This window comes from Streptomyces ortus (assembly GCF_026341275.1).
In the GTDB taxonomy this organism is placed as follows: domain Bacteria; phylum Actinomycetota; class Actinomycetes; order Streptomycetales; family Streptomycetaceae; genus Streptomyces; species Streptomyces ortus.
This window is the reverse complement of record NZ_JAIFZO010000002.1, coordinates 486,041-506,489: the sequence shown is the minus strand read 5'-3', so window position 1 is coordinate 506,489 and position 20,449 is coordinate 486,041. Positions and strand designations below refer to the sequence as shown.

Sequence of the window (20,449 nt, the reverse complement as noted above, 5' to 3'; positions counted from 1 at the left end):
CGTGGGCGGCTCACCGGCCGGGCGGCGCGGTGTGCCATGGAGGTCCCAGAGGGGTGAGGAGGCAGCGGCCCACCAGACCGACCCCCGAGTCCAGCCGCTCGACGAACTCCCCTGCCAGGTCCGGGAGTCCGCGGAAGGCCCAGAGTCCCCGGGCGGCGGACCACGCCGCGTCCCGGGCCCGTTCCAGACTCCACGCCCCCAGCAGATGCGTCAGCGGATCGGCGATCCGGAGGAGGTCGGGCCCCGGCGTCAGATCCTCGCGGATCCGCTCCTCCAGCGTGATCAGCACCTCGCCCACCCGGTCGAACTCGCCCTCCAGGTCCGCCGGTTCGCAGCCGAGCGTACGACACGCGTCCACCACCGCGAGCGCCAGATCGTGCCCGATGTGCGCGTTGATACCGGCGAGGGCGAACTGCAGCGGACGTACCCCCGGATGTCCCCGCAGCTGGAACAGCGGTCGCCAGCACGCGGGTGGCCGGCGGTCCCGGGCGACCGCGTCGACGGCCCCGAGATAGCGCTCCGCGAACCGCACGTCCAGGGTCGCCGCGGCGCGTACGTCGCTGAAGTGCCCCGCGTCCAGGCCTCTGCCGACCTCCTCGGTGACGGCGAGGTACACCCGGTTGAAGACCGCGACCCCGTCCCGCTCCGGCCAGAGCGCGTCCAGCGCGCGCATACGGCGTACCACCGCGTCGACGCCGTGGACGAGGACCGTGTCTTGCGCGAAGCGCTCCAACCGCACCATGGGGGCAGGTTCCCAGGCCTAGGCTGTGCCGAGGGCCGCCGGGCCGGTCGCTTCCCCAGAACGGGGGACTACGCGGGGCCCGGAGGAGGGGGAGCACCACGTGTCAGTCCGACGTGCCGAGCGCCTGGCCGCCCGCCGTGCGGAGCGCCGACGCGCAGCCCAGCGCGGTGCCATGGTGGCGCTCGCCTCCGTCGTCGTCGCGGCCGGCACCGTGACGGGGGTGCTGTCCGCGCTGGACGACGGCCGGGGCGGCGACGAGGCCCGACCGGACGTGTCCGGCACACCGTTCCCGCAGCCGCTGCCCTACCTCCCCACCCCCTCGTCCTCGCCCTCGGCGACCTCCGGCTCCCCGTCGCCCTCGGCGTCCGCGTCCGCACCGAAGACGAGGCCGAGCCCGACACCGTCGAAGTCCGCGGCAACGAAGCCGAGGACCGGGCCGGCGTCCGTGCGGCTGTACCGCCACGGCGACTCCCAGGTCCTGGACTGGGTCCGGGCCAACCCCGACGACCCGCGCCGCCCGCTCATCGAGTCCCGGATAGCCGACCGGCCCGCCGCGGTCTGGTTCGCGGACTACACCCCGTCGACCATCACGGCCCGGGTCCGGGCGGTCACCTCGGCCGGGGCGGCGAAGGGCGGCGTGCCCGTCGTCGTCCCGTACGCGGTACCGGACCGTGACTGCGGCGGGGCCTCGCAGGGCGGCGCGCCCGACCTCAGCGCGTACGACGGCTGGATCGGGAAGTTCGCCGCGGGCCTCGGCAGCCGCGAGGTCGTGGTGATCCTGGAGCCCGACGCGATCGCCCAGTCGGACTGTCTCTCCGAGGGGGAACGGACGGCCCGGTTCGACGCGTTGGCCCGTGCGGGCCGTGTCCTGAAGGCGGCGAATCCTCAGGCGCGGGTCTACTTCGACGCGGGCCACTCGGACTGGAACGCGCCGCGGAAGCAGGCCGGGCTGCTGCGCCGGGCCGGTGCCGCGTCCGCCGCGTCCTCGGACGGGATCTTCAGCAACGTCTCCAACTTCAACCGCACGGGGGACGAGGTCGCGTACGTCCGCCGGACCCTCGCCGCGCTCGGCGGCCCCGCGAGCCTGGGCGCCGTCATCGACACCAGCCGCAACGGCAAGGGCGCCCCGGCCGACGGCGAGTGGTGCGACCCGGCGGGCCGCAAGCTCGGACAGGCGCCGACCCTGAGCACCGGGGAGGCCCGGATCGACGCCTACCTGTGGGTGAAACTGCCGGGCGAGTCCGACGGCTGCCGGGGCAGGCCGGGGACGTTCACGCCGGACTACGCCTACGACTTGGCGCGCTGACCGCCCGCGGAGCCGTCCGTCCGGCCGCCCGCGGAGTCGCCCGCCGAGTCCAGCTCGGGGGCGCCGTCGGAGGCGTACGAGGACGTGCCCTCGTCCAGCAGCGGTTCCTGCGACTTCAGGTGCGCGGGGGCCATCGCCCGCAGCGCGTGGTAGCCGGTGATGACGACGAGGGTGCCGAGCGCGATACCGCTCAGCGAGAACGTGTCGGTGAACTTCATCGTGACGTCGCCGACGCCGATGATGATGCCCGCCGCGGCCGGTACCAGATTCAGCGGATTGCGCAGGTCCACCCCGGCGTTGAGCCAGATCTGCGCGCCGAGCAGGCCGATCATGCCGTACAGGATGACGGTGATCCCGCCGAGCACCCCGCCCGGGATGGCGGCCACGACCGCGCCGAACTTCGGGCAGAGGCCGAAGAGGAGCGCGAAGCCGGCGGCGGCCCAGTAGGCGGCCGTGGAGTAGACGCGGGTCGCCGCCATGACGCCGATGTTCTCGGAGTACGTGGTGTTGGGCGGGCCGCCCACGGCGGTGGAGAGCATCGAGCCGACCCCGTCCGCCGAGATCGCGGTGCCCAGCTTGTCGTCCAGCGGGTCGCCGGTCATCTCGCCGACGGCCTTCACATGGCCCGCGTTCTCGGCGACCAGGGCGATCACGACGGGCAGGGCAACCAGGATCGCCGACCACTCGAAGGACGGCCCGTGGAACGCCGGCAGCCCGATCCAGTCCGCCGAGCCCACGCCGGAGAGGTCGAGCCGCCAGTGGTCGGTGACCCTGCCGCTCGCGTCGGCCGAGTGGATCCGGCCGAAGGCGAGGTCGAGGAGCCACGAGATCCCGTACCCGAAGACCAGGCCCAGGAAGATCGCGATCCGTGACCAGAAGCCGCGCAGGCACACCACCGCCAGACCGGTGAACAGCATCACGAGCAGCGCCGTCCACTGGTCCTGCGGCCAGTACGTGGCGGCGGTGACCGGGGCCAGGTTGAACCCGATCAGCATGACGACCGCGCCCGTCACGATCGGCGGCATCGCGGCGTGGATGATCCGCGCCCCGAACCGCCGCACCGCGAGGCCGACCAGGAACAGCGCGACGCCCACGACGAACACGGCGCCGGTCACGGTCGCGCTGGAGCCGCCCTGCGCCCGGATCACCGCGGCGACACCCACGAAGGAGAGCGAACAGCCCAGATAGCTGGGCACCCGGCCGCGGGTCGCCAGCAGGAAGATCACCGTCGAGACGCCCGACATCATGATCGCGAGGTTCGGGTCCAGACCCATGAGGACCGGCGCGACGAACGACGCCCCGAACATCGCCACCACGTGCTGGGCACCGAGGCCGGCCGTCCGGGGCCACGAGAGCCGTTCGTCGGGGCGGACGACCGCTCCGGGTGCGGGCGTGCGCCCGTCACCGTGCAGTTTCCAGCGCACGCCGAGGTCCATGGTGGTATCCGCTTTCTCTGCACCTCGGACGCGTGTCCGGGATTCCTTACGTGAAGATCAGCGCCATGGTAGGGGGGAGCCGGGGGAGCGGCCGGTTCAGGGCCGCGAATCGGGGACCTTCGCGTCCGTCACCTCGCCGCGCGCGCCCGGGACCTGGGCACTCGACGTACGGCCGCTGGTCCGCAGGACGCCCGCGAACGCGGCAAGCCCGAAGGCCAGCACGGTCACCAGGACGAAGGACGTCACCAGACTCGTCGCGTCCGCAACGGTTCCGATGGCGGACGGCGCGATCAGCCCCGAGGTGTACGTGATGGTGGCGACGCCCGCGATGGCCTGGGCCGGGTTGGGCCCGCTGCGGCCCGCCGCGGCGAAGCAGAGCGGTACCACGACGGCGATGCCGAGGCCCAGCAGCGCGAAGCCGGTCATGGCCAGGACGGCGTTCTGCGCCAGTACGACGAGCAGGGCGCCGGCGGTGGCGAGGAGGCCGCTGACCCGTACGGTGCGCACCGGGCCGAAGCGGTCGACCACCGCGTCACCGGCGAGCCGCGCGACCGCCATGGTGAGGGTGAAGGCGGTCGTGCACGCGGCGGCGAGCCCCGCCGAGGTGCCGATGACGTCCCGCAGATAGACCGCGGACCAGTCCAGGCTCGCCCCCTCCGCGAACACCGCGCAGAAGCCGATCGCGCCGATGAGCAGCGCCGACCTCGGCGGCAGCGCGAAACGCGGGGGCGCCTCCTCGTCCTCCGTGGCGCGCAGGTCCAGAACGCCCTGGCAGGCCGCCGTCCCGAGCACGGTGAGCGTCAGCGCGGCGAGCGCGTGGTGCAGCCGGGCGTCCGTGCCCAGGTGTGCGGCGAGCGTGCCGGCGGCCGAGCCGATCAGGGCGCCCGCGCTCCACATGCCGTGCAGCCCGGACATGATCGACTTGTCCAGGCGGTTCTCGACCTCGACGCCGAGGGCGTTCATCGCCACGTCGGCCATGCCGGCCGTCGCCCCGTAGACGAAGAGGGCCAGGCACAGGGTGGGCAGGTTCGGGGCGAGCGCCGGGAGGACGAGGGAGAGCGTCCACAGCGCCATGAGCCCGCGCAGCGCCGTGCGGGCGCCGAAGCGGTGGCTGACGCTGCCCGCGAGCGGCATCGCGAGGGAGGCGCCGATGGCGGGGAAGGCGAGTGCCAGGCCGAGTTGGCCCGCGCTCACCGACGCGTGGTCCTGGATCCACGGGACGCGGGTCGCGAACGAGCCGGTGACGGCGCCGTGCACGGCGAACACCGCCGCGACGGCGTACCGGGAGCGCGTCACCTCGCGCCGGTCGTAGACCACTTCGCTCATTCTCCCGGCTCCTGTCCGTCGACCCCGGTGGTCGTGTCGACCCGGTGCTCGTCCGTCGTCTCTGCGTTCTGCGGGCGTAAACTATCAGGCACCCTGCCTGATAGATAGATTGTTTTCGCGCCCGCCGCAGTCGCCGCAGCCGCCTGTTCCGATCTGGAAGGATCCCGGCATGCCCGCATCACCGAGTACCGCCCGGGCCATCAATGACCGGCTCGCCCTGCGGCTGCTGCAGCGGGAAGGCCCTCTGACGGCCGGGCAGTTGAAGAAACTCACCGGACTGTCCCGGCCCTCGGTCGCCGACCTCGTGGAACGCCTCGCCGAGGCCGGGCTGATCGGCGTGGTCGGGGAGTCCGGCGAGCAGCGGCGCGGCCCGAACGCCCGGCTGTACGGGATCGTCGCCGACCGGGCTCATCTGGCCGCCCTCGACGTGCGCACCGAGGGGGTGGCCGTGGTCGTCGCGGACCTGCTGGGCGCGGTGCTGGCCGAGGCGTCGGTGCCGATCGCGGACGAGACGGACACGGTGCCCGCGGTCGAGCGGGCGGTCGCGCTGGTGGAGCACACGGCGAAGGAGGCGGGGGTCGAGCGGCTGCACACCGTCGGGGTGGGGGCTCCCGGGCTGATCGACCCCGCGACGGGTGAACTGCGCGACTCCACGGGGCTGCCCGAATGGCACCGGCGTCTTGCCGCGGCCCTTCAGGAGCGGTTCGCGGCGCGGGTCGTCGTGGAGAACGAGACGAACCTCGCGGCGCTGGCCGAGCAGCGGGAGGGGGCCGCGCGGGATCGCGACACCTTCGTGCTGCTGTGGCTCGGGCACGGGATCGGGGCGGCGGTGGTCCTGGACGGGGTCCTGCGGCGGGGTGCGTCCGGGGGGACCGGGGAGATCGGCTTCCTGCCGGTGCCGGGGACGGGCGGGATGCCGTCCGCGACGGGATGCGAGGGTGGGTTCCACTCGCTCGCGGGGGCGGCGGCGATCGTCGAACTGGCGCGGGAGTACGGGGTGAGTGCTTCGGTGTCGGCGCATGAGCCGTATGCGGCGGCGTTGGTGCGGGAGGCGGTGGCGCGGGTGTCGGGGGCGGCGCGTGGCGCCACCGCGACACCTGTCTCGCCCTCGGCGCCGGCTCCCGCGCTGACGCCCGGGTCGACTCCCGGGCCCCGCTCGGCCCCGGTGGCCCCAGCGCCTGCCGCCGCTTCGGTGTCCGCGTCGGCTCAGGGAGTCGGGGGTCGCGTTGATTCCTCTGCGGGCAGCGAGGGGTACCCGCGCAGTTCCCCGCGCCCCTTCGGGGGCGGGGGAGATCAGGGGGCCTCGGGGTTTCTTGATGTGCTGGCTGATCGGGTGGCTCTCGGGGTTGCGTCCGTGATTGCCGTGTTGGATCCGGGGTGTGTGGTGCTGTCCGGGGAAGTCGGGCGCGCGGGCGGGGAGACGCTTGCCGCCCGGGTGCGGGAGCGGCTCGGGCGGATGACGCCGCTGCCCACCGAGGTGCGGGCCGGGACCCTGGGCGGCGGCGCCGTTCTGCGCGGCGCCCTGCTGATGGCCCGCGACGGCGCCCAGGACGAGCTGTTCGCGCCGCCGGAGCGGTGAACCCGGGCCTGTGACGGGAACGGAGACCCGGCGGCGGGGCAAGGGCCTCCGTCACCGCCGCCGGGTCGATCTGGGCGGGTCGGCGAACGCGGACCCGGAGAGGCGCCGGTGAACGCAGACCCTAGAGAGGACTAGACCAAAGCGTCAATAGGTATGGACCACCAGCGAGACGCTTGATCACCAAGAAGATCCCCAAGAAGTTGATCAAAGCCTGGCGCCTTACGGGTGTCCCGTGAAGTCCATCGGTACACCTTGTGAGCCACCCCACAGAATTCACCCGCATGGGCGCCGATCAGGCGTGGCACACTGAACCTGTACCAGTAGCAGCGCACTCCGGGGTCGGTGAAAGTCCGAACCGGCGGTTACAGTCCGCGACCCGGTCGCTTCCAGCGGCCGGTTGACCAGGTGAAACTCCTGGACCGACGGTTAAAGTCCGGATGGGAGGCAGTGCGCGGCGGGCGAGCATTCGTGCGCGCCGCCGTCTGTTTCGACGTGTCCCACGGACACGTCGTCCCACGCGGCGTCGCCCCCGGTGTTCCGCTCGTTCACCTCTGTCGTCATCGACAGGCCCCGGAGTCCGTGCCCCAAGAGGCAGGAGGACCCGGGAAGTGTTCACCGGAATCGTTGAAGAGCTGGGTGAAGTCACCGCCGTCGAGAACCTCGGCGATGCCTCACGTTTCCGACTCCGTGGCCCTGTGGTCACCGAAGGTGCACGTCACGGGGACTCCATCGCCGTCAACGGCGTCTGTCTGACGGTCGTCGAGCACGCGGACGGCGAGTTCACCGCCGATGTCATGGCGGAGACCCTGAACCGCTCCAGCCTCGGCGCCCTCACCGTCGGCTCCCGCGTCAACCTCGAACGGCCCATGGCCGTCGGCGAACGGCTCGGCGGCCACATCGTGCAGGGCCATGTGGACGGCACGGGCGAGGTCGTCGAGCGCAAGCCGTCCGAGCACTGGGAGATCGTGAAGATCTCGCTGCCCGCTGACCTCGCGCGCTACGTCGTGGAGAAGGGCTCCATCACCGTCGACGGCATCAGCCTGACCGTCGTCGACGCCGGACCCGACTTCTTCACCGTCAGCCTCATCCCGACCACCCTCGACCTGACCACCCTGGGCCGCAAGCAGCCCGGCGACCCGGTCAACCTAGAGGTCGACGTGATCGCCAAGTACGTCGAGCGGCTGCTCGGCCCGCGGAGCCAGGGAGCGACACGGTGAACTGGCTCAACTCCGAGGCGTTCACACTCTTCGGCCAGCACATCAAGTGGGCCGACATGATCGGCAACGTGATCGGGCTGATCGGCCTGGCTCTCGGCTGGCGTCGCTCCATCTGGACCTGGCCCGTCCAGTTCCTGTCCGGCGCCATCCTCCTCGCCGCCTTCGCCACCGCCCATCTCTCGGGCAGCGCGGGCAAGCAGCTGGTGGTCATGGCCGTCGCGGTCTGGGGCTACCGGCAGTGGAACCGCGGCCGGGGCGGCGCGCAGGACGGCTCCATCGCCGTCCGGTTCGCCACCTGGCGCGAACGCGCGTACCTCCTCGGCGCCGCGGCCGTCGGCACCGTCGCGGTCGCGAGCCTGTTCACCGCGTACCCGTCGCTGTCCTGGGACCCCTGGCCCGACGCCTACATCTTCGTCGGCACGGTCGTCGCGATGTACGCCCAGGCGCGCGGCATGGTCGAGTTCTGGTTCGCCTGGCTGCTCGTCGACCTGGTGGGCGTGCCGCTCAACTTCGCCAACGGCTTCGCGTTCTCCGGATTCGTCTACATCATCTACGGCGCGCTCGTCCTGTGGGGCATGCGCGACTGGTGGCTGCGCTCCCGCAAGGCCGGGCAGCCCTTCCTGGAAGGAGCCCCGGCATGACGGCAACACCGGTTTGGTACAGCACGGGTCACGACGAGGACGCCTCGGACTTCGCCCTCGACCCGGTCGAGAAGGCGATCGCGGACATCGCCGCGGGCCGCCCGGTCGTGGTCGTCGACGACGAGGACCGTGAGAACGAGGGCGACCTCGTCATCGCCGCCGAGAAGGCGACCCCCGAGATCATCGCCTTCATGATGAGCGAGTGCCGCGGTCTGATCTGCGCACCCATGGAGGGCGACGAGCTCGACCGCCTCCAGCTCCCGCAGATGGTCGAGAACAACACCGAGTCGATGCGCACCGCCTTCACGGTCTCCGTCGACGCGGGCCCCGCCTCCGGCGTGACCACCGGCATCTCCGCCGCCGACCGCGCCACCACCCTGCGGCTCCTCGCCGGAGGGCAGGCGGGAGCGGCCGACTTCGTACGCCCCGGCCACATCTTCCCGCTGCGCGCCAAGCCCGGCGGTGTGCTCGTCCGCAACGGCCACACCGAGGCCGCCGTCGACCTCGCCCGGCTCGCGGGCCTGCGGCCGGCCGGCGCCATCGTCGAGATCGCCGGCGAGGACGGGCGGATGCTGCGTCTGCCCGAGCTGATCCCGTTCGCCCGCAAGCACGGGCTGACGATCATCTCCATCGAGGACCTGATCGCCCACCGCCGTACCGCCGAGCCCACGGTCCGCCGCGAGGCGAAGACGCAACTGCCCACCGCCTTCGGCGAGTTCACGGCGTACGGCTACCGCTCCACCGTCGACGGCGTCGAGCACGTGGCGCTGGTCCACGGCGAGATCGGCGATGGCGACGACATCGTCGTGCGCATCCACTCCGAATGCCTCACCGGGGACGTCTTCCACTCGCTGCGCTGCGACTGCGGCCCCCAGCTCGAAGCCTCCCTGCGGCGCATCCAGGCCGAGGGCCGCGGCATCGTCGTCTACCTCCGCGGCCACGAGGGGCGCGGCATCGGGCTGCTGTCCAAGCTGCGCGCGTACGAGCTCCAGGAGCGCGGCCGGGACACCCTGGACGCCAACCTCGAACTCGGCCTGCCCGCCGACGCCCGCGACTACGCGGCCGGGGCGCAGATCCTCGAGGACCTCGGGGTGCGCAGCCTGCGGCTGATGACCAACAACCCCGACAAGACCGACGCGCTCGTCCGCCACGGCCTGAAGGTCACCGAGCGCGAGCCGATGCCCGTGACCGCGGGCGAGCACAACCTCCGGTACCTGCGCACCAAGCGGGACCGGATGGGGCACGACCTGCCCTGGCTGGACACGACCGCCGTGTCCGCCTGCGGCAACCAGTAACGGCACAGCACGTCAAGGAGACAAGTACATGAGCGGCAAGGGCGCACCCGAACTGTCCGTACGCAACTGCGGTGACCTGCGGGTCGCCGTCATCGCGGCCCAGTGGCACGAGAAGGTCATGGACGGACTCGTCGACGGCGCGCTGCGCGCCCTGCACGAGCTGGGCATCGACGAGCCGACCCTCCTGCGGGTCCCCGGCAGCTTCGAACTGCCGGTCGTCGCGAAGGTCCTCGCGGGCCGCGGCTACGACGCGATCGTCGCGCTCGGCGTCGTCATCCGCGGCGGCACCCCGCACTTCGAGTACGTGTGCCAGGGCGTCACCCAGGGCCTCACCCAGGTCTCCGTCGAGACCGGGGTCCCCGTCGGCTTCGGCGTGCTGACCGTCGACACCGAGGAGCAGGCGCTGGACCGCGCGGGCATCGAGGGCTCGAACGAGGACAAGGGGCACGAGGCGGTGACGGCGGCCGTGGCGACCGCGGCCACCCTGCGCTCGGTATCCGAACCCTGGCGCTGACGTAGGCCCGCGACCGCGTAGGGTGAGGACCACCATGTCCAAGAAGACTTTCGAGGAGCTCTTCACCGAGCTCCAGCACAAGGCAGCCACCGGCGACCCCGCCACCTCCCGCACCGCGGAACTGGTCGGCAAGGGGGTCCATGCCATCGGCAAGAAGGTCGTCGAAGAGGCCGCCGAGGTCTGGATGGCCGCGGAGCACGAGGGCAAGGAAGCAGCCGCCGAGGAGATCTCGCAGCTGCTCTACCACGTCCAGGTGATGATGGTCGCCCGCGGCATCAGCCTGGACGACGTGTACGCCCACCTCTGAGCCGCCTCCGCGCCCTCACGCCGACCGCCGTATCCGCCACCGCATCCGCACGCACTCGCACCGCACGAACGAAGGAAGCCGACCTCATGCTGCGCATCGCCGTCCCCAACAAGGGTTCCCTGTCAGGCCCCGCGGGGGAGATGCTGCATGAGGCCGGCTACCAGCAGCGCCGGGAGGCCAAGGAGCTGCGGATCGTCGACCCGGAGAACGAGGTCGAGTTCTTCTACCTCCGCCCCCGCGACATCGCGATCTACGTCTCCTCCGGCCGCCTCGACATCGGTATCACCGGCCGTGACCTGCTGATCGACTCCGCGGCCCAGGCGGAGGAGATCCTGCCTCTCGGCTTCGCCCGCTCCACCTTCCGCTTCGCCTCCAAGCCCGGCACGGCCAAGGCACTCGACGACCTCGCGGGCAGGACCGTCGCCACCTCGTACGAGGGCATCGTCGCCAAGTACCTCGCCGACCAGGGCGTCGACGCGTCCGTCGTGCACCTCGACGGCGCGGTCGAGACGGCCATCGAACTCGGTGTCGCCGAGGTCATCGCGGACGTCGTCGAGACCGGTACCTCGCTGCGCAACGCGGGCCTCGAGGTCTTCGGCGACCCGATCATGAAGTCCGAGGCGGTCGTCATCCGCCGTACCGGCGCGGAGACCACCGGGGACGCCGAGCCCAAGATTCAGCAGTTCCTGCGCCGTCTCCAGGGCGTCCTCGTGGCCCGGACCTACGTGATGATGGACTACGACTGCCGCGTCGAGCAGCTGGAGAAGGCCGTCGCGCTCACCCCGGGCCTCGAGTCGCCCACCGTCTCGCCGCTCCACAACGAGGGCTGGGTCGCCGTACGCGCCATGGTCCCGTCCAAGGAGGCCCAGCGGATCATGGACGACCTGTACGAGATCGGCGCGCGGGCCATCCTGACCACGGCCATCCACGCCTGCCGCCTCTGACACCGAGCACACCTCAGACACCGAGGACACCGAGAACTTCGAGGAACCGCTTCGCCATGCCGGACACCACCGAGCCGCCCGCCCTCCCCGTGACCTTCAGGCCCGGGCGCACCCGAGCGGTCCTGCTGACCGCCGGTGCCACGATCTTTGTGGTCATCACCACGGTCGCGCTGCTGCTGGAGAACCTCGGACCGGGGGAGCGCCTCAGCTTCGTCCTCACCGCGGCACTGCTCTTCGGCGTCCTCGTACTGCTGGCCCGCCCGAAGGTCGTCGCCGACGAGTCCGGGGTCACCGTCGTCAACATCGCCAGCAGGCGGCGGCTCGCCTGGGCGGAGATCGTGCAGGTCAACCTCCGTCCGGGAGACCCCTGGGTCTTTCTGAACCTGAGCGACGGCACCAGCCTGCCCGTGCTCGGCATCCAGCCGGGCATCGCCAAGCAGCACGCCATCAGCGACGCCCGCGCGCTGCGCGCGCTCGTCGAGGCCCGCTCCCCCGGCGGGCCGGACGGGCCGTCCGACGGCCCGCACGACGAACATCACGGCTGACTCCCGGCCTTCCACCCTGCCGTACGGGCCCAGGTCTTGATTAATCTGTTGGCGGAGGCGTTTTCGTTGCGCCTCCGCCGCTGACTTCCCACCCGGAACCCGGCGGCCCCCTGCTATTCGAGGAGTGACTCCCTCCAGCGATGGACGGATCGTCCTGTAGTACCTGCGCCGCCCCCTCCCGACCCATCGAGGCGGCGGCATGACCATCCCCCTGCTGCTCCTCGGGGCGGCGTTCCTGTTGATCCTCGCCAACGGCTTCTTCGTGGCGGCCGAGTTCGGCCTCGTCACGGTGGAGCGCCCCGAGGCCGAGAAGGCGGCGGCCGAAGGCGACCGGCGGGCCCGTACCGTCGTCAGTTCCCTCAAGGAACTCTCCTTCCAGCTGTCCGGCACCCAGCTCGGCATCACCATCACCTCGCTGGTCGTCGGCATGCTCGCCGAACCCGCGCTCGCCGAGCTGCTGCACGGCCCGTTCACCGCCGTCGGCGTCCCCGAAGGCGCCGTGTCCGGTGTCGCCGTGATCGTCGGCATGCTGCTGGCCTCGGCCGTGCAGATGGTGATCGGCGAACTCGTGCCCAAGAACTGGGCGGTCTCCAGGCCACTGCAGGTCGCGCGGTTCGTCGCGGGCCCGCAGCACGTCTTCTCGACCCTGTTCCGGCCGGTGATCGCCGCGCTGAACTCCGTCGCCAACCGGCTCGTACGCGCTCTGGGCGTCGAACCCACGGCGGAGCTGGCCTCCGCGCGCACCCCCGGCGAGCTCGTCTCCCTGGCCCGGCACTCGGCCCAGGCCGGCGCGCTGGAGCAGGACACCGCCGACCTCTTCGTCCGTACGCTCTCCCTGGGCGACCTCACCGCGCAGCACGTGATGACCCCCCGGGTGAAGGTCAGCGCCCTCCAGTCCTCCGCGACCGCCGAGGACGTCGTCAACCTCACCCGTGCCACCGGCCTCTCCCGCTTCCCCGTCTACCGGGAGCGGATCGACGAGATCGTCGGCATGGTGCATCTCAAGGACGCCCTCGCGGTGCCCTCGCACGACCGGCTGCGCACGCCGGTCACCCGGATCGCCCAGGCCCCGCTGCTCGTCCCGGAGACACTGCCGGTGCAGCCCCTCCTGGAGCGGCTGCGCAACGAACAGCCCATCGCCGTCGTCGTCGACGAGTACGGCGGCACGGCGGGGGTCGTCACCCTGGAGGACATCGTCGAGGAACTCGTCGGCGAGGTCCGCGACGAGCACGACGGCCAGGACGTGCCGGAGCTCGCCGCCGCGCCGCCCGAGGACGGCCGGCCCGCGTGGGACGCCGACGGCAGCTGCCGCGTCGACATCCTGCGGCGCATCGGCCTGGACGTCCCCGAGGGCCCGTACGAGACGGTCGCCGGCCTCGTCGCCGACCTCCTCGGACGCATCCCGGCCCCCGGTGACCGGGCCGAGCTGCCCGGCTGGCGCCTCTCGGTGCGCCAGGTCGGCCACTACCGCGCGGAGCGGGTCAGGCTGGTCAGAACGGCCGAGGCCGGCACCATCCCTGTCCCGGGTTCCGCTTCCGTCCCCGTCTCCGCGGCGGAGGCCGTCCGATGAGCGTGCTCCAACTCCTGTTCGCCGGCCTGCTCGTGCTCGCCAACGGCTTCTTCGTCGGAGCCGAGTTCGCCCTGGTCTCCGTACGGCGCAGCCAGATCGAGCCGCTCGGCACGGCACGGGCCCGGCAGGTCATGTACGGCCTGGAGAACCTGCCGCACATGATGGCCGCCGCCCAGTTCGGCATCACCATGTGCTCGCTGACCCTGGGCGCGGTCGCCGAGCCCACCGTGGCGCACCTCCTGGAGCCGGTCTTCCACGCCGCGCACCTGCCCGAGGGCATGATCCACCCGCTCGGGTACGTGATAGCGCTCGCCGCTGTCGTCTTCCTCCACCTGGTGGTCGGCGAGATGCTGCCGAAGAACCTGGCGATGGCCGCCCCCGAGAAGACCGCGCTGTGGCTCAGCCCCGGGCTGGTGGCCTTCGCCCGCCTCTGCAAGCCGGTCACCGTGGCCCTCGGTGCCTGCGCCCGCGTCATCCTGAAGCTCTTCGGGGTCGAGCCCAGGGACGAGGTCGAGGCGGTCTTCACCAGCGAGCAGCTCAACCGGCTCGTCGAGGACGCCGGCCAGGCCGGTCTGCTCGACCCCGGTGAGCAGGAGCGCCTGGAGGACGCGCTGGAACTGGGCTCCCGTCCCGTCACGGACGTCCTCCTGGGGCGCGAGTCGCTGATCACCGTGGGCCCCTCGGTCACACCGGGCCAGGTCGTAGCCCTCACCGCCCGCACCGGCTTCTCCCGGTTCCCGGTGGTCGCGGAGAACGGCGCCTTCATGGGCTATCTGCACGTGAAGGACGTACTCGACCTGGAGGAGTCCGAGCGGGCGGTGCCGCAGCAGGTCTGGCGGCCCATGACGACGCTCAGCGCCGAGCTTCCGCTGGACGACGCCCTGACCGTGATGCGCCGCGCCGCGACGCACCTCGCTCAGGTCGCCGACGCGTCCGGCCGGGTCCTGGGCCTGGTGGCCCTGGAGGACGTCCTGGAACTCCTGGTCGGCGAGGTCCGCGACCCGGCCCACCGCAACCGTCCGGCCCCCCGGGTGAACGAGCCCCGCTCACCTCGCCCCGAGCTCGCGGAGCCCCACAGCAGGCCCTGGCGAGCTGAAGGACAAAAGACTGGCAGTTCCCCGCGCCCCCAAGCAGGGCGCGGGTTGACTGTTTCGCTTTCAGGGCGCGGGGAACGGCGCAGTCTTTGCTTTTGGGGCGCGGGGAACCTGCGCGACAAGCCACGACGGCGCCGCACCCGTGACACGTCAGCAACCCACCGAGCCAGTGGGCGCACCCAACCCCGGAGATGCCGGGCGCGGCCGACTGGCCACGCCCCGGACGGCCTGCGCCCCGAGAACCTCTGTACGCCTGCATCAGATCAGCCAACCGAAGCGTCGCCAGATCATCCCGCGTGAGATCTCCCGGATACCCCGAGAGCCGCAGATCCCGATAGGCGCAGCTCTTCTCGTACAACGTACGCAGGAACCGCCCGTTCCCCAGCTCGTCGATCCACCCCTGGTCCACGACGTGCCCACTGATGGAGCGCAGCTCGTCGAGCGCCTCCTCGTCCCACACGTCCCCGTTCTCCCCCGCCAGCACCTCACCGATCGAGGTCAGTTCGAGGGGCCGGTACGAGGGGAAGTCGACCCGGGTCGTGAACCGGGACGACAGCCCGGGATTGGCGGCCAGCAGCCGGTCCATGCCCTCCGGATACCCCGCGAGGATCACCACCAGGTGATCCCGGTTGTCCTCGGCCCGCTTCAGCAGCACCTGCAGCGCCTCGTCCCCGTACGCGTCCCCCTTGCCGTACCCGGAGTTGGACAGCGAATAGGCCTCGTCGACGAAGAGCACCCCGCCGATCGCGGAGTCGATCAGTTCGTTGGCCTTCACCGCGGTCTGGCCGAGATACTCGCCCACCAGATCGGCCCGCTGCGCCTCGACGAGATGGTCGCCGCCGAGCAGCCCGAGCGCGTAGAAGACCCGGCCGAGAATGCGTGCCACGGTGGTCTTGCCGGTGCCGGAGGGCCCGGAGAAGACGAAGTGCCGTTTCGGCGGCTGGACCGGCAGCCCCTGCCCGGCCCGCAGCCGGGCCATGTTCAACTGCGCGGAGAGCGCCTTCACCTGGCGTTTCACCGGTTCGAGGCCGACCATGCCCTCCAGCTCGGCCAACGCCTCTTCGAGGAGCGCGGGATCCGTGGGCCCGGTCGGCAGCTGCGGGGGCAGCACCGGCACGATGGCCTTCTCCCGGACCCGGTCCGACGCGGACGGCAGCGCGCCGGGCGGCGGCTCGGGCTCGGACAGCTTCAGGTCCCGGCCCTCGGTGCCGAACAGCGGATCCACGCCGTCGGGGCCGTCGAGGATGTCCTGCCCGACGCCCGTGAGCGTGATCGCCGCGAGGTCGGCCGTCTCGTCGTACCCGTCGCCCTCGGAGATCGCGGCGAGCCGGGCCGAGGTGTCCATGAACGCGGGATCGACCCGGTGCACCGCCCGGTACAGGGGGAGGGCAGCCGCCGAGCGGCCCGTGCCCTCGTGCGCCCGAGCCAGCCAGTACCGCAGCTCCTTGCGCTGCGGCTGCTCGCTGCGGCAGCGCATCAGGGCGGACGACAGCAGCGGCTCGGCCTGCCCGTACATCTCCAGCCGTACCCGGGCCATCCCGCCGAACAGGCCCGCCTCGATGCCCAGCATCGGATCGTCGGTCAGCGGGTCCGTGTGGCGGACCAACTGCTCCCAGTCCTTGACGAGATAGGCCCGGCAGGCGTGCAGGAACCGGACCTGGGCGTCCGCGTCCACCGGGGGCAGGCCCGCCAACGCCCGGTCGAGCTCCGGGACATGACGTCCGTCGAGCCAGTGCGAGGAGTGCGCGAGCAGCAGATCGCGGGGTGACTCCAGCACCGGCTGCACCCACCAGCCCAGCCAGTACCAGGAGTTGAGCGTGCGTCGATGTCTGGTGCGCTGCTCGCCGAAGCGTTCGCGGTGCCGGAACATCCGCAGCAGCGCGGTCGTCGTGTCGATGCGCAGCGCGTGCAGTCCCAGCCAGCCGTCGGCCATCCCCGGATCCATCCGGACCGCGGCGCGGAACTCCTCCTCCGCCTGCGGATAGGCGCCCATGGTGTAGGCATCCACACCTCGCAGCCAGGCGAGGTCGGCCGGGGCCTCGGGGCCCTGCGTGCCGAAGTCCATCACGTCCCCCACATACCGTGCCCCCGTTGATCACCGGGCGGGCCGGTGCCCGTCGGCAGTCTTCGTCGAACCGCTGTGCCGCGGACGGGAGTTGCGCGCGGTGCGGAGAGCAGCCGTCCGAAGGTCGCACCAAGAGGCATCGTACCTGCGGGGGAGCGCCGGACCGTAGGGTGCCGCACGACGCATTCTTCGAGGTGGGAGCCGACGCGACGCACTCAGGACGGTCACGGAGAGTGAATAAATCGCGCCTCGGGGCGTCCGGAAACCGCTTGAGGACAGAACGAAGCCCCCGATCACGGGGGAACAACCGGGGGCCTCGCGTCCGTGGGGCGGCCCCGAGGGCCGCTTCTTGAGAACGTAAGACCTGTACGGCCCCTCGGTCAAGCCGAGTTGGGACACTCAGGCAACTTCTCGGACACCGGTCTTCACGAGTTCAGCACACAGAAGCAGGGCCGTCACGGTCGGTGACCGAAAGTGTTCCCACCGACGTCTCGGCAGGTCCTGGGAGTACCTCATATCCGTCTGAACACTGTCGTACCAAGAGACCGGCGAACGGCTCCGAAGGGTCCTCGGCGAAGTGCCGGCGCTCCGCGGGGACCCACCCTGCCCAGAAATCGCTCTGCGCCGAACCGTCCCGCTGACGTCCGCGGGCCCACGCGTCCTCGTGGGGCATCTCCATCCACAGCAGTTCCGCCAGTCGCGGCCGGACCGCCCGACGGCCGGCGCCGACGCCCTCGACGAGGATCACCGGGGCTGGCGGCAGGGTGCGGGCCGGCCCGAAGTCGCGCAGCCGCCAGTCGTAGGGGCGGTAGCGCGCGCTCTCCCCGCGGGCCAGCGGCCCGACGACCTCGCGCAGCAGCCGATCCGTCCACGCGAACAGTTCCTCGTGCGTGGCGATGTCGTCCAGGTGCAGGACGGGGGCGCCGTCCAGCGCCCCGGCCAGCCGCTCGGCGAAGGTGGTCTTGCCGGAGCCCGCGTGCCCGTCGACGCCGACGAGCCGGACGGGGCCGCAGGAGGGCGGCAGTCGGCGCAGCCGGTCGGCGAGGGTGCGGAGGTGGATGGGGGTTCCCTTGGTGCGGAGGTGGGCCGGGGCGTGCGTATTCCGGTGGAACACTCTACCGAGACCGATATGGACTGAATCGCGCTGCCCGCCCCATCAGTGGTCTCGACCAATATTGGTCGGCGCCGCGACGTCCGAAGTGCTGGCAGAAGCCGTGATCGCGTTCCATAGTGGGCCCACATGCGCACGTTCGTGCCCACGCCTCACCCACGCACTGGACCAGCCCGTTGCGGACACCTGGGGGTCTTCCGTCCATGACCAGAGCCGAACAGCCGTCCCGCAGAACCCTCCTGGCCGCGGCGGTGGCGGCGGTCGCCGCCGGAGCGGCGAGCCCGGCCGCCGCCGCGAGCCCGCCGGCCCGTACCCCGGCAGGACCGGCCGCCCCTACGCCGAAAGCGCCCTCCGCTCTCGTGGACAACCATGCCTGGACCTCGTACGCCGACTGGCGCGGCGGCACGGCGGAAGGGACCCGTGCCGTGCAGGGGTCCCGCCCCGGCCTGGAGATCCGGACCCCCGAGGGCCGCACCGACTACACGGACCCGCACACGAACACGACCGCCACCTGGGAGTACGCCCGCTGGACCTCCCCGCTGCACCGCCTCGCCGTCCCCTCCACCGAGGTCATCGCCTCCTGGAACGCGCGGACCCCGGCGGGCACCTGGCTGCAGATCGAGCTGACGGGCACGTACTCCGACGGCACGGACACCCCCTGGTACGTGATGGGCCGCTGGGCGGCCGGCGACCAGGACATCCGGCGGACCTCGGTCGACGACCAGAGCGACGGGAAGAGCTCGGTCTGGACCGACACCTTCGCCGTCGACGACGCGGCCTCCGGGCTGCGCCTGGTGTCGTACCGGCTGCGGCTGACCCTCTACCGCAAGCCCGGCACCAAGGCCACGCCGACCGTGTGGCGGCTCGGCGCGATGGGCTCGGACGTCCCCGACCGCTTCACCGTCCCCGCGTCGGCGCCCGGCCTCGCGCGGGAACTGAGGGTGCCGCGCTACTCGCAGGAGATCCACGTCGGCCAGTACCCCGAGTACGACAACGGCGGCGAGGCCTGGTGCAGCCCCACCTCCTCCCAGATGATCATCGAGTACTGGGGGCGGAAACCCACCGCCGAGGCGCTGGCCTGGGTCGATCCCGCATACGCGGACCCGCAGGTATGCCACGCGGCGCGCTACACCTTCGACTACCAGTACGACGGCTGCGGCAACTGGCCCTTCAATGCCGCGTACGCCGCCACGTACAAGGATCTGCAGGGTGTGGTGACGCGGCTCCACTCGCTCACCGACCTGGAGACGCTGATCGCCGCCGGTGTGCCCGCCATCACGTCCCAGTCGTTCCTCGCGTCCGAGCTGACCGGCGCGGGGTACGGCACGGCCGGGCATCTGATGACGGTCATCGGCTTCACCGCCGACGGCGACGTGATCGCCAACGACCCGAACTCGCCCGACAACGACGCGGTACGACGTGTCTACAAGCGGCGTGAGTGGGAGAACATCTGGCTCAGGACGAAGCGGTACAACGCCGCCGGGAAGGTCGTCTCCGGCACCGGCGGGGTCTGCTACCTCTACTTCCCGGCCCGTCCCACGGACACCCAGCGCAAGGCTCTGGCGGCGGTGGGCGTGCGCTGAGCCCGGAGGCCGGTACGGCACAGGCACAGGACCCGGACACCGGTACGGCACAGGACCCGGACATCGGTACGGCACAGGACCCGGACATCGGTACGGCACAGGGGCGGCTCCGCGCGGCGGAGCCGCCCCTGTGGCGCGTGCCACACCGGCCGGCCGCGGGTGACCAAGCTCTCCCCCGCAAAAGCCCGATCCGGTGGCAAGGTGGACGCACCGGGGGGACAAGTCCGTCCGAACCGGCGGGGGAGTCCCTCGCAAGCCGACCGCACACCGACCGTGAGTGAGCCGCCATGACCACGACCACTGCCACCGCCGGACACCTCCGCGCCCGGACGGGCGGTCCCAAGGACGACGGTCCGAAGATCCTTGAGCACGTCATGGGCTGGACCTTCGTGCTGGTGCTCGCGATGTTCGTGACGCAGCTCGGCCTCGTCTGAGACTCGAACAGACTGCTCGTACGGCTCTGCCATACTGCGGAAGTCCCGCTCGCGGTTGGAGACCAGGTCCGCAATTGACTGACAGTCCACAGCGCGGTGCCGACCGCCCCGGAGCGCGCGGCACCGACCGTTCCCTGGCGCGCCGTGCCGAACTCATCGTCATAGGGCGGAAGTTGTTCGCCGACACGTCCTACGACGCCCTGTCGATGGACGACATCGCCAAGCAGGCGCGGGTCGCCAAGGGGCTGATCTACTACTACTTCCGGTCCAAGCGCGGCTACTACCTGGCGATCGTCGAGGACTCGGTGGCCGAACTGGTCTCCCGGGCGGGCAGCGGTCTCGAACTGCCCCCGGAGGAACGGGTGCACCGCACCATCGACGGCTATCTGCGTTACGCCGAGCACAACCAGGCCGCGTACCGGACCATCATCAGCGGCGGTGTCGGCTTCGACGCCGAGGTGCACGCCATCCGCGACGGCGTCCGGGAAGCCATCGTCGAGACGATCGCCGAAGGGGCGTACGGGCGGCGGAAGGTGGGCCCGCTGCCGCGCACGGCACTGCTGGGCTGGCTGTGCAGTGTGGAGGGGGCCACCCTCGACTGGATCGCCCACCGCGGCCTGTCGCGCGATCTGATGCGTGAGCTGCTGGTGAGGATGCTCGGCGGCACGATGCGGGCCGTCGAGGAGCTGGACGTCTCCTACCCGGCCCCGCAGGCCGCGCGCCGCACGACCTGATACGTC

At 71.6% G+C, this 20,449-nt stretch carries 17 protein-coding genes, 2 pseudogenes and 1 riboswitch; of the genes and pseudogenes, 14 read left to right on the top strand and 5 right to left on the bottom strand.

Translation table 11 applies throughout. The features are described from left to right. Nucleotides 1-10: 10 nt before the first annotated feature. Nucleotides 11-742: a DUF5995 family protein gene (locus K3769_RS05450; RefSeq protein WP_267025321.1), complete on the bottom strand. Its 732-nt coding sequence runs from the start codon at nucleotides 740-742 to the stop codon at nucleotides 11-13. A gap of 172 nt (nucleotides 743-914) precedes the next feature. Here K3769_RS05450 and K3769_RS05445 point away from each other — a divergent pair, with 172 nt between their 5' ends. Further along, nucleotides 915-2,048, top strand: coding sequence for a glycoside hydrolase family 6 protein (locus tag K3769_RS05445; RefSeq protein ID WP_267031252.1), 1,134 nt, complete (start codon nucleotides 915-917; stop codon nucleotides 2,046-2,048). Here the strand turns inward: K3769_RS05445 and K3769_RS05440 are convergent. After that, complete coding sequence (locus tag K3769_RS05440) at nucleotides 2,030-3,484, bottom strand: uracil-xanthine permease family protein (RefSeq protein ID WP_267025320.1); 1,455 nt, start codon at nucleotides 3,482-3,484, stop codon at nucleotides 2,030-2,032. The genes K3769_RS05445 and K3769_RS05440 overlap by 19 nt on opposite strands. Before the next feature lie 96 nt (nucleotides 3,485-3,580). Next, nucleotides 3,581-4,810, bottom strand: a complete 1,230-nt coding sequence (locus K3769_RS05435; protein ID WP_267025319.1) for an MFS transporter — start codon at nucleotides 4,808-4,810, stop codon at nucleotides 3,581-3,583. Between the two features lie 169 nt (nucleotides 4,811-4,979). Here K3769_RS05435 and K3769_RS05430 point away from each other — a divergent pair, with 169 nt between their 5' ends. The 10 genes and pseudogenes from K3769_RS05430 to K3769_RS05385 form a co-directional block, all read left to right on the top strand. Next, nucleotides 4,980-6,389 carry an ROK family transcriptional regulator gene (locus K3769_RS05430; protein ID WP_267025318.1) on the top strand — a complete coding sequence of 470 codons (1,410 nt, stop codon included), beginning with the start codon at nucleotides 4,980-4,982 and terminating at the stop codon, nucleotides 6,387-6,389. A 324-nt stretch (nucleotides 6,390-6,713) separates the two neighbouring features. Beyond that, a riboswitch (FMN riboswitch) is annotated at nucleotides 6,714-6,844 on the top strand. A 153-nt stretch (nucleotides 6,845-6,997) separates the two neighbouring features. Then, entirely contained in the window at nucleotides 6,998-7,606 is a 609-nt protein-coding gene (locus tag K3769_RS05425; RefSeq protein WP_267025317.1) for a riboflavin synthase, read from the top strand. Next, nucleotides 7,603-8,247 (top strand): nicotinamide mononucleotide transporter family protein, encoded by a 645-nt coding sequence (locus K3769_RS05420; protein ID WP_267025316.1) that lies wholly within the window; start codon nucleotides 7,603-7,605, stop codon nucleotides 8,245-8,247. The genes K3769_RS05425 and K3769_RS05420 overlap by 4 nt, the downstream gene beginning before the upstream one ends. Continuing rightward, complete coding sequence (locus K3769_RS05415; RefSeq protein WP_267025315.1) at nucleotides 8,244-9,542, top strand: bifunctional 3,4-dihydroxy-2-butanone-4-phosphate synthase/GTP cyclohydrolase II; 1,299 nt, start codon at nucleotides 8,244-8,246, stop codon at nucleotides 9,540-9,542. The genes K3769_RS05420 and K3769_RS05415 overlap by 4 nt, the downstream gene beginning before the upstream one ends. A 28-nt stretch (nucleotides 9,543-9,570) precedes the next feature. After that, nucleotides 9,571-10,056 carry a 6,7-dimethyl-8-ribityllumazine synthase gene (gene ribH, locus K3769_RS05410; RefSeq protein WP_267025314.1) on the top strand — a complete coding sequence of 162 codons (486 nt, stop codon included), beginning with the start codon at nucleotides 9,571-9,573 and terminating at the stop codon, nucleotides 10,054-10,056. A gap of 34 nt (nucleotides 10,057-10,090) precedes the next feature. Next, on the top strand, nucleotides 10,091-10,363 hold the full coding sequence (locus tag K3769_RS05405) for a phosphoribosyl-ATP diphosphatase (protein ID WP_107019637.1): 273 nt from the start codon (nucleotides 10,091-10,093) through the stop codon (nucleotides 10,361-10,363). An 86-nt stretch (nucleotides 10,364-10,449) separates the two neighbouring features. Continuing rightward, on the top strand, nucleotides 10,450-11,307 hold the full coding sequence (gene hisG, locus K3769_RS05400; RefSeq protein WP_267025313.1) for an ATP phosphoribosyltransferase: 858 nt from the start codon (nucleotides 10,450-10,452) through the stop codon (nucleotides 11,305-11,307). Nucleotides 11,308-11,363: 56 nt separating this feature from the next. Next, the gene (locus K3769_RS05395; protein ID WP_267025312.1) at nucleotides 11,364-11,852 is read left to right on the top strand and encodes a PH domain-containing protein; all 489 of its coding nucleotides are present in this window, start codon (nucleotides 11,364-11,366) and stop codon (nucleotides 11,850-11,852) included. A gap of 199 nt (nucleotides 11,853-12,051) precedes the next feature. Beyond that, the gene (locus tag K3769_RS05390) at nucleotides 12,052-13,422 is read left to right on the top strand and encodes a hemolysin family protein (RefSeq protein ID WP_267025311.1); all 1,371 of its coding nucleotides are present in this window, start codon (nucleotides 12,052-12,054) and stop codon (nucleotides 13,420-13,422) included. Further along, nucleotides 13,419-14,483: pseudogene (locus K3769_RS05385) on the top strand (hemolysin family protein); the annotation flags it as partial. The gene K3769_RS05390 and the pseudogene K3769_RS05385, both read left to right, overlap by 4 nt. Nucleotides 14,484-14,718: 235 nt before the next feature. Here K3769_RS05385 and K3769_RS05380 read toward each other — a convergent pair. Both K3769_RS05380 and K3769_RS05375 read right to left on the bottom strand, forming a co-directional pair. Next, a pseudogene (locus K3769_RS05380) lies at nucleotides 14,719-16,581 on the bottom strand (AAA family ATPase); the annotation flags it as partial. A 433-nt stretch (nucleotides 16,582-17,014) separates the two neighbouring features. Next, nucleotides 17,015-17,641, bottom strand: a complete 627-nt coding sequence (locus K3769_RS05375; RefSeq protein ID WP_267031251.1) for a uridine kinase family protein — start codon at nucleotides 17,639-17,641, stop codon at nucleotides 17,015-17,017. Between the two features lie 254 nt (nucleotides 17,642-17,895). Here K3769_RS05375 and K3769_RS05370 point away from each other — a divergent pair, with 254 nt between their 5' ends. The 3 genes from K3769_RS05370 to K3769_RS05360 all read left to right on the top strand — a co-directional run bounded on the left by K3769_RS05370 (nucleotide 17,896) and on the right by K3769_RS05360 (nucleotide 20,443). Further along, nucleotides 17,896-19,275, top strand: coding sequence for a C39 family peptidase (locus tag K3769_RS05370; protein ID WP_267025310.1), 1,380 nt, complete (start codon nucleotides 17,896-17,898; stop codon nucleotides 19,273-19,275). Between the two features lie 287 nt (nucleotides 19,276-19,562). Beyond that, entirely contained in the window at nucleotides 19,563-19,709 is a 147-nt protein-coding gene (locus tag K3769_RS05365; protein WP_267025309.1) for an SCO1431 family membrane protein, read from the top strand. A gap of 74 nt (nucleotides 19,710-19,783) precedes the next feature. Beyond that, a complete protein-coding gene (locus K3769_RS05360) occupies nucleotides 19,784-20,443 on the top strand; it encodes a TetR/AcrR family transcriptional regulator (protein WP_267025308.1) in 660 nt (219 codons plus the stop codon). Nucleotides 20,444-20,449 lie beyond the last annotated feature (6 nt).

What these genes read in the sequence shown, in the direction of transcription:
- K3769_RS05450 (WP_267025321.1), bottom strand. Translation starts at nt 742, where the DNA reads ATGGTGCGGTTGGAGCGCTTCGCGCAAGACACGGTCCTCGTCCACGGC.
- K3769_RS05445 (WP_267031252.1), top strand. Translation starts at nt 915, where the DNA reads ATGGTGGCGCTCGCCTCCGTCGTCGTCGCGGCCGGCACCGTGACGGGG.
- K3769_RS05440 (WP_267025320.1), bottom strand. Translation starts at nt 3,484, where the DNA reads ATGGACCTCGGCGTGCGCTGGAAACTGCACGGTGACGGGCGCACGCCC.
- K3769_RS05435 (WP_267025319.1), bottom strand. Translation starts at nt 4,810, where the DNA reads ATGAGCGAAGTGGTCTACGACCGGCGCGAGGTGACGCGCTCCCGGTAC.
- K3769_RS05430 (WP_267025318.1), top strand. Translation starts at nt 4,980, where the DNA reads ATGCCCGCATCACCGAGTACCGCCCGGGCCATCAATGACCGGCTCGCC.
- K3769_RS05415 (WP_267025315.1), top strand. Translation starts at nt 8,244, where the DNA reads ATGACGGCAACACCGGTTTGGTACAGCACGGGTCACGACGAGGACGCC.
- ribH (WP_267025314.1), top strand. Translation starts at nt 9,571, where the DNA reads ATGAGCGGCAAGGGCGCACCCGAACTGTCCGTACGCAACTGCGGTGAC.
- K3769_RS05405 (WP_107019637.1), top strand. Translation starts at nt 10,091, where the DNA reads ATGTCCAAGAAGACTTTCGAGGAGCTCTTCACCGAGCTCCAGCACAAG.
- hisG (WP_267025313.1), top strand. Translation starts at nt 10,450, where the DNA reads ATGCTGCGCATCGCCGTCCCCAACAAGGGTTCCCTGTCAGGCCCCGCG.
- K3769_RS05395 (WP_267025312.1), top strand. Translation starts at nt 11,364, where the DNA reads ATGCCGGACACCACCGAGCCGCCCGCCCTCCCCGTGACCTTCAGGCCC.
- K3769_RS05390 (WP_267025311.1), top strand. Translation starts at nt 12,052, where the DNA reads ATGACCATCCCCCTGCTGCTCCTCGGGGCGGCGTTCCTGTTGATCCTC.
- K3769_RS05370 (WP_267025310.1), top strand. Translation starts at nt 17,896, where the DNA reads ATGACCAGAGCCGAACAGCCGTCCCGCAGAACCCTCCTGGCCGCGGCG.
- K3769_RS05365 (WP_267025309.1), top strand. Translation starts at nt 19,563, where the DNA reads ATGACCACGACCACTGCCACCGCCGGACACCTCCGCGCCCGGACGGGC.